At 67.3% G+C, this 3,303-nt stretch carries 3 protein-coding genes; 2 read left to right on the forward strand and 1 reads right to left on the reverse strand.

Annotation, left to right across the window (positions count from 1 at the left end; all coding sequences use genetic code 11):
- On the forward strand, positions 1 to 869 hold an 869-nt coding region (locus A6M56_RS03840), incomplete at its 5' end, for a DUF1501 domain-containing protein (protein WP_286757791.1).
- Here the strand turns inward: A6M56_RS03840 and hpnD are convergent.
- The gene (gene hpnD / locus A6M56_RS03845; protein WP_082062893.1) at positions 870 to 1,742 is read right to left on the reverse strand and encodes a presqualene diphosphate synthase HpnD; all 873 of its coding nucleotides are present in this window, start codon (positions 1,740 to 1,742) and stop codon (positions 870 to 872) included. It lies immediately after the preceding gene.
- Positions 1,743 to 1,879: 137 nt separating this feature from the next.
- Between hpnD and A6M56_RS03850 the strand changes: the two genes are divergently transcribed.
- On the forward strand, positions 1,880 to 3,088 hold the full coding sequence (locus A6M56_RS03850) for an efflux RND transporter periplasmic adaptor subunit (RefSeq protein ID WP_062738509.1): 1,209 nt from the start codon (positions 1,880 to 1,882) through the stop codon (positions 3,086 to 3,088).
- The last annotated feature ends 215 nt before the right edge of the window (positions 3,089 to 3,303 follow it).

Consider the following 3,303-nt stretch of genomic DNA (forward strand, 5'->3'; position numbering starts at 1 on the left):
TGTCGTATCCGCAGCCGAATCTCTCGCATTTCCGCTCCATCGAGATCTGGGACACGGCCTCGCGCTCCGACCAATATCTGCGCGAGGGCTGGCTTACCCGCGCCTTCGCCGTCAAACCGGTGCCCGCATCGTTCGGCGCCGATGGCGTGATCATCGGCAGCGCAGACCTCGGCCCGCTGGATGGCGGCGCACGCGCCGTGGCGCTGGCCAGTCCGGACGCCTTTCTCAACGAAGCCAAACTGGCAATGCCCTCCAACGCACGCGGAAACGCCACGCTCGCGCACGTACTGAAGGTCGAGGCGGATATCGTCAAGGCGGCCGACGGGCTGCGTCCGAAGTCGGGCAAGTACGCGTTCCAGACGCGCTTTCCCGACGGCGGCTTTGGCAATTCGATCAAGGCGGCGATGCAGGTGGTCGCCGCACCTGGTCACGGCGGTGCCGACGTTGCGGTGGTGTGCCTGTCGCTGGGCAGCTTCGATACGCACACCAACCAGCAAGGCACGCAGGCGAATCTGCTGCGGCAACTGGCCGAAGGCATCGCTTCGCTCAAGAGCGCCCTGACCGAACTGGGCCGCTGGAACGACACGCTGGTCGTCACGTACTCGGAGTTCGGCCGACGTCCGCGCGAAAACCTCAACGGCGGGACGGACCACGGCACGGCCGCGGCGCACTTCGTGGCGGGCGGGCGCGTGAAGGGCGGGCTGGCAGGCCAGGGGCCCGTGCTGGAGCGGCTGGATGGCAGCGGCAACCTCGATCCGTCGGTGGATTTCCGCTCGCTCTACGCGACGGTGTTGGAGCGCTGGTGGGGCATGGATTCCCAGCCGGTGCTGGCCGGCCGGTTTGCGCCTCTCGACCTGATCAAGGCCTGATCAGCCGCGGATCTGCGTCTTCCAGGCAAGCCACAGCTTGCGCAGCGGCGTGAGGTCGGTCCGCTGCGTGAGCACCTGGAAGCCGTCGGCCTCCACTTCATCAAGCAAGCGCATGGCCAGCACGCCGCGAATCAGCGCGGGGCGCTGCGCACGGCGGTCTTCGGTTGGCAGCGCCGCGAGCGCTTCGTTGTACGTTGCACGCGCGCGCTCGGCCTGGGACGCCATCAGCGGCTTGAAGCCTTCTGCATAGCGGCGGTTGAACAGGTCGGCGGCCGGCACGTTGAAACGCTGCAATTCATCCACGGGGATATAGATGCGGTTGTGCCGGACATCTTCACCGAGGTTGCGGATGAAATGGACGAGCTGCTCGGCCAGCGACATCTGCCGCGCAAATTCCAGCGTGCGCGCATGGGTATGCCCTGCAATGCGCGCGGCCAGCCGGCCCGCCACGCCTGCCACCTGATCGCCATGGCGGCGCAGGTTGGGCCAGTCGAGATAGCGGTTCTGCATGGCGTCGGCTTCCACGCCGGCCAGCAGTTCGCCCAGGTGCACGGCGCCGATGTCGTACGTGTTCAGGAACGGCTGCAGCGCCTTCGTGGCGGGGTGCTCGGGGCGGCCCTCGAACAGCCGCGCCAGTTCCTGCCGCCACCACTGGAGCTTGGTCTGCACGACCGACGGATCGCTGGCATCGCGCACGGCGTCTTCCAGTTCGCGGCGCACGGCTTCGAGCGCGACGGTTGCGCGGCGGCGCTCGGGCGACAGAAACAATACGCTGTAGTACACGTCGCTGCCGGGCGGGGCGGCCTTGTCGGCGCAGTATTCGTCGGGGGTCACGGAAGAAGCCGTTACAGTGGGTTGGAGCAGGGCGCTCATTCTACATGGCGCTGCAGTGCAGCATGCCGCCCGCCTGAGCCTTGCGAGAAAAGTCAATCAGACAACGCCGCGTCGTTGACCCTGCGCATTGCCGTGGGTATATTACTGACCGGTCAGTTATTTACTGAGAGCGTGTCATGCCTGCGATGTACCCGTCGTACCTGCATTCGGACTTCACCGGTTCCTCCGACACGCCTTCGGTGTCGCGCGGACGCATCCCCCGCGTGGCGGCCACCGCGGCGTTGCTCACGGCGGCGGCACTGCTTGCCGGCTGCAGCAAGGAACAGCCCAAGGCTCCCGAGGTGCGTCCGGTGCGCACCATGACCGTCACCAGTGAACACGGCGCCGGCACCGCGGAGTTTTCCGGCGACGTGCGCCCGCGCATTGAATCGCGCCTCGGTTTCCGCGTGCCGGGCAAGATCGTCGCGCGGCTCGTGGATGTGGGTGCGACGGTCAAGAAAGGCCAGGTGCTCGCCCGGCTCGATCCGACCGATCTGGCGCTCGCGCAGCAGTCGGCCCAGGCGCAACTGTCGGCCGCCAAGACCGACCGCGACCTCGCCGCGGCTGACCTCAAACGTTTCTCCGAACTGTTTGCCAAGGGCTTCATCAGCGCGGCCGAGCAGCAACGCCATCAAGCCAATTACGACGCCGCGCAGGCACGCTATGAGCAGGCCGCGGCGGGTTATCGCAATCAGTCCAACCAGGCCGCGTATGCCACGCTCGAAGCCGACGCCGATGGCGTGGTGACTGGCGTGGACGCGGAAGTCGGGCAGGTGGTGTCCGCCGGCCAGCCCGTGGTGCGCGTGGCCCAGACGGCCGAGAAGGAAGTGGTGGTCGGCATCCCGGAAGACCAGGTCGACACGCTGCGCAAGTCGCCCGAGGTGAGCGTCAGGCTTTGGGCCGACCAGTCGCGCAGCATTCCGGCCAAGGTGCGCGAGATTGCGCCCGCGGCGGACCCGCTCACGCGCACGTACACCGTGAAGATTTCGATTCCGAATCCGCCACCCGAACTGAAACTCGGTATGACCGCGGTTGCCACGTTTGTACGCCCCGGCGGCGGTGCCGACAGCGGCGGCATGGGCGTGCGCGTGCCGATCACCGCGCTGCTGCAGGAGCAGGGCAAGAACGTGGTGTGGCTGTACGACGCCGCATCGCAGACGGTCAAGCCGGTGCCGGTGACGGTCGGTGCGCCGCGCGACAACGTGCTGCTGGTCACCCGCGGACTGCAGCCCGGCCAGACCATCGTCACCGCCGGCGTGCACCTGCTCAAGGCCGGCCAGAAGGTGATGCCGATGGCCCCGGCCGATCAACCGTCGGCGCAGTCTGCCATCACGCCGCGCCGTTGATCGACGCCCCGGCCCTCGCCAACACACGCACACACCGCGCGCATGGAACATTCCCGTTTCAACCTGTCACGCTGGGCGCTTGAACATCAGCCGCTCACGCGCTTCCTGTTGGTGGCGCTGCTGCTCGGCGGCATCTTTGCGTATTCGAAGCTGGGGCAGGACGAAGACCCGCCGTTCACGTTCCGCGCAATGGTGGTGCAGGCCTTCTGGCCGGG

Origin of the sequence: Ralstonia sp. RL, assembly GCF_001683835.1 — a bacterium.
Taxonomy (GTDB): domain Bacteria; phylum Pseudomonadota; class Gammaproteobacteria; order Burkholderiales; family Burkholderiaceae; genus Ralstonia; species Ralstonia mannitolilytica.